At 64.5% G+C, this 2,825-nt stretch carries 3 protein-coding genes; all 3 read left to right on the top strand.

What is annotated here, in order from left to right:
* The coding region (locus VGH54_RS08495; protein ID WP_331511502.1) for an MCE family protein at positions 1-1,009 on the top strand (1,009 nt) is incomplete at its 5' end.
* Complete coding sequence (locus VGH54_RS08490) at positions 1,006-2,340, top strand: MCE family protein (RefSeq protein ID WP_331511501.1); 1,335 nt, start codon at positions 1,006-1,008, stop codon at positions 2,338-2,340. The genes VGH54_RS08495 and VGH54_RS08490, both read left to right, overlap by 4 nt.
* On the top strand, positions 2,341-2,825 hold a 485-nt coding region (locus tag VGH54_RS08485), incomplete at its 3' end, for an MlaD family protein (protein WP_331511500.1).

The following is a 2,825-nucleotide window of genomic DNA, read 5'->3' as shown; positions in this document are numbered from 1 at the left end:
ATCCCAATTAATGCGGTTGGCAACGGATTTGGGCCCAAACGCCAAGGTGTCGACACCGTCGATATCGCGGTTCATCGACAGCGCCGCCAACGCGCTGCAGGGTGGTAACGGCGAGAAGTTGCGCCAGACGCTGACTCAACTGTCCGGGGTGGCGCGGACCATCGCGAACGGCAGCGGCAACATCGTCGACATCATCAAGAACCTGCAGATCTTCGTCACCGCGCTGCGGGACAGCAACATTCAGATGGTGCAGTTCAACAACCGGTTGGCCACGCTCACCAGCGTGGTCAACGACAGCAAATCCGATCTGGACGCGGCGGTGACCGACCTGTCGTCGGCGGTCGGCGAGGTGCAGCGTTTCATCGCCGGGTCCCGCGACGAGGTGAGTGAACAAATTGACCGATTGGGTAAGGCCATCCAGCCTCTCGTCGATCAGCACATGGCTTTCGAGAACATTCTGCACGGCGCGCCGACCGCGCTCAGCAACTTTTTCAACGACTACAACGCCGACACCGGAACTATCGTGGGCGGGTTCGGGATCGCCGACTTCGCCAACCCCACGCAGTCCGGTCTGATAGCTCCGCTACCGATTCCTGGATGCGTACAAGTCCAAGCGATCGGGAACGTCACCTCAACCGAATCGGGCAAGCTGTGTTCCCTGTACCTCGGCCCCGGTTTGCGGGTGCTGAACTTCAACATGCTGCCGTTCCCCGTCAATCCGTTCATTCAGAAGTCGGTCGACCCGGCCAACGTCGAATACAGCGAAGCGCGGCTCGCACCCGGCGGCGCGGGCCCGAAGCCCGGACCGCCGGAAATCCCCCCCGCGATATCGGCATACGCGGGGCTGAACGGTGACTCAGTGGTACCCGGCCCGGCGCCGTCGGTACCGCTGCCCCGGATACCGGGCGCGGCGATGCCGCTGCCGCCACCGCCGTCGACACCGGAGCCCCCGCCACCGGCGCCGAGCGTGCCGGGCATGCTGCTCCCAGCCGAAGGCCCGCAACCATGACCGCCCGGATCGCCCTGCGGCGACTGCTCGCCATTGGGTGCTGCGTGATGCTGACCGGCACCGGTTGTGCCTTCCACGGCCTCAACTCGCTGCCGTTGCCCGGCGCGGTGGGGCGCGGACCGGATGCCGACACCTATCACGTCGAACTGGCGAATGTCATTACGATGGAGTCGAATTCGCCGGTGATGATCGATGACGTCGTGGTTGGCAGCGTGGGCCCGATGACGGTGAAAGACTGGCACGCCGACGTCCAGATCTCGGTCAAGCACGATCTCGTCATCCCCGCCAACGTGGAAGCCAGCATCGGTCAGACCAGCCTGTTGGGGTCCATGCACTTGGAGCTCAACCCGCCACTCGGGCAGCCCGGTGTCGGCCGGCTGCGGCCGGGTGCCACCATCCCGCTGAGTCGATCATCGACCTATCCCTCGACCGAGCAAACCCTGTCGTCGCTGTCGCTGATCATCAACGGTGGCGGACTGAGCCAGATCGGGGAGATCATCCACAATTTCAGCGCCGCACTTGCCGGACGTGGGGGCGCCGTTCGCGATTTGATCAATCGCTTCGACACGTTCGTGGGGACACTCGACCAACAACGCGACAACATCGTCGCGTCCATCCAAGCACTGGATCAGCTTGGCGGCACCTTCGCGGCCCAGCGCGACGTGCTCACCCAGGCGCTGCGTAAAGTACCGCCCGCGCTCGATGTGCTGATCAAGGAGCGGCCACGCCTGACGGCCGCTTTGGACGGCCTGCGCAAGTTCAGCAACACCGCTACCGGGCTGATCAACGACACTCAGGCCGACTTGGTCAGAAATCTGAAGAATCTGGAGCCGACCGTCAAGGGGCTCGCCGACGTCGGACCCGACATTGACACGGCGCTCGCGGCATTGACGGTCTTCCCGTTCACCCAGAACTTCGTCGACCGGGCCATCCGAGGTGACTACTTCAACCTGCACGTCATATTGGACCTGACTATTCCCAAGCTCAAGTCGGGTCTGTTCCTCGGGACGCACTGGGGACAACTCGACGAACAGTTGATTCCCGCGCCGGGGGATCCGCCGTTCCTGCAGTACACACGTGATCCATTGCACGGGGGCTTCGGGCCGCGGCCTGGTCCGCCGCCACCCGGCCCGCCGGCGTCACCGGACGGGGTACCGCCGGCCGGCCCACAGGCGCCGCCGCCACCCGGCCCGCCAGCGCCGGGGCCTGCTCAGCCGAATCTCCAGTTCAGCGCTCCCCTGCCGGGACCCGCCGCTGTACCGCCCGGGCCGCTACCGGGACCGGCTGCTGCACCGCCGCAGGGGATTCCGCCGACGGAGGGGGGCAGGTAGATGCTGACGCGCTTCGTCCGGATTCAGCTACTGATCTTCACGATCATCGGGATCGTCGGCGTGATCGCGATGGCCCTGTTCTACGTACAGGCGCCGACCCTGCTCGGTATCGGTCGGATGACTGTCACCCTCGAGCTGCCGGCGACCGGTGGTCTATATCGATTCTCCAACGTGACTTACCGCGGAGTGCAGGTCGGCAAGGTCACTGCGGTGTCGCTCACCGCGAAGGGCGCCAAAGCGACGCTGTCGCTTGGCACTTCGCCCAAGATCCCGGCGAACCTGCAAGCCGATGTGTTGAGCGTCTCCGCGGTGGGCGAGCAGTATGTCGACTTGCGGCCTCGCACCGATTCGGCGCCGTATCTGCACAACGGCTCAGTTATTGCCATGCACGACACCACGATTCCGCAAGCGGTCGGACCGATGCTCGATCAGGTGAACGCCCTGGTCAAGAGCCTTCCCAAAAACAAGATCGGTCAACTGCTCGA

Origin of the sequence: Mycobacterium sp., assembly GCF_036488105.1 — a bacterium.
In the GTDB taxonomy this organism is placed as follows: Bacteria; Actinomycetota; Actinomycetes; order Mycobacteriales; family Mycobacteriaceae; genus Mycobacterium.
Note: the sequence above shows the minus strand (reverse complement) of the source record. Positions and strands in the feature narration are given on the sequence as shown.

Excerpts from the sequence above, each read along its gene's own strand:
- VGH54_RS08490 (WP_331511501.1), top strand. The coding sequence starts at position 1,006 with ATGACCGCCCGGATCGCCCTGCGGCGACTGCTCGCCATTGGGTGCTGC.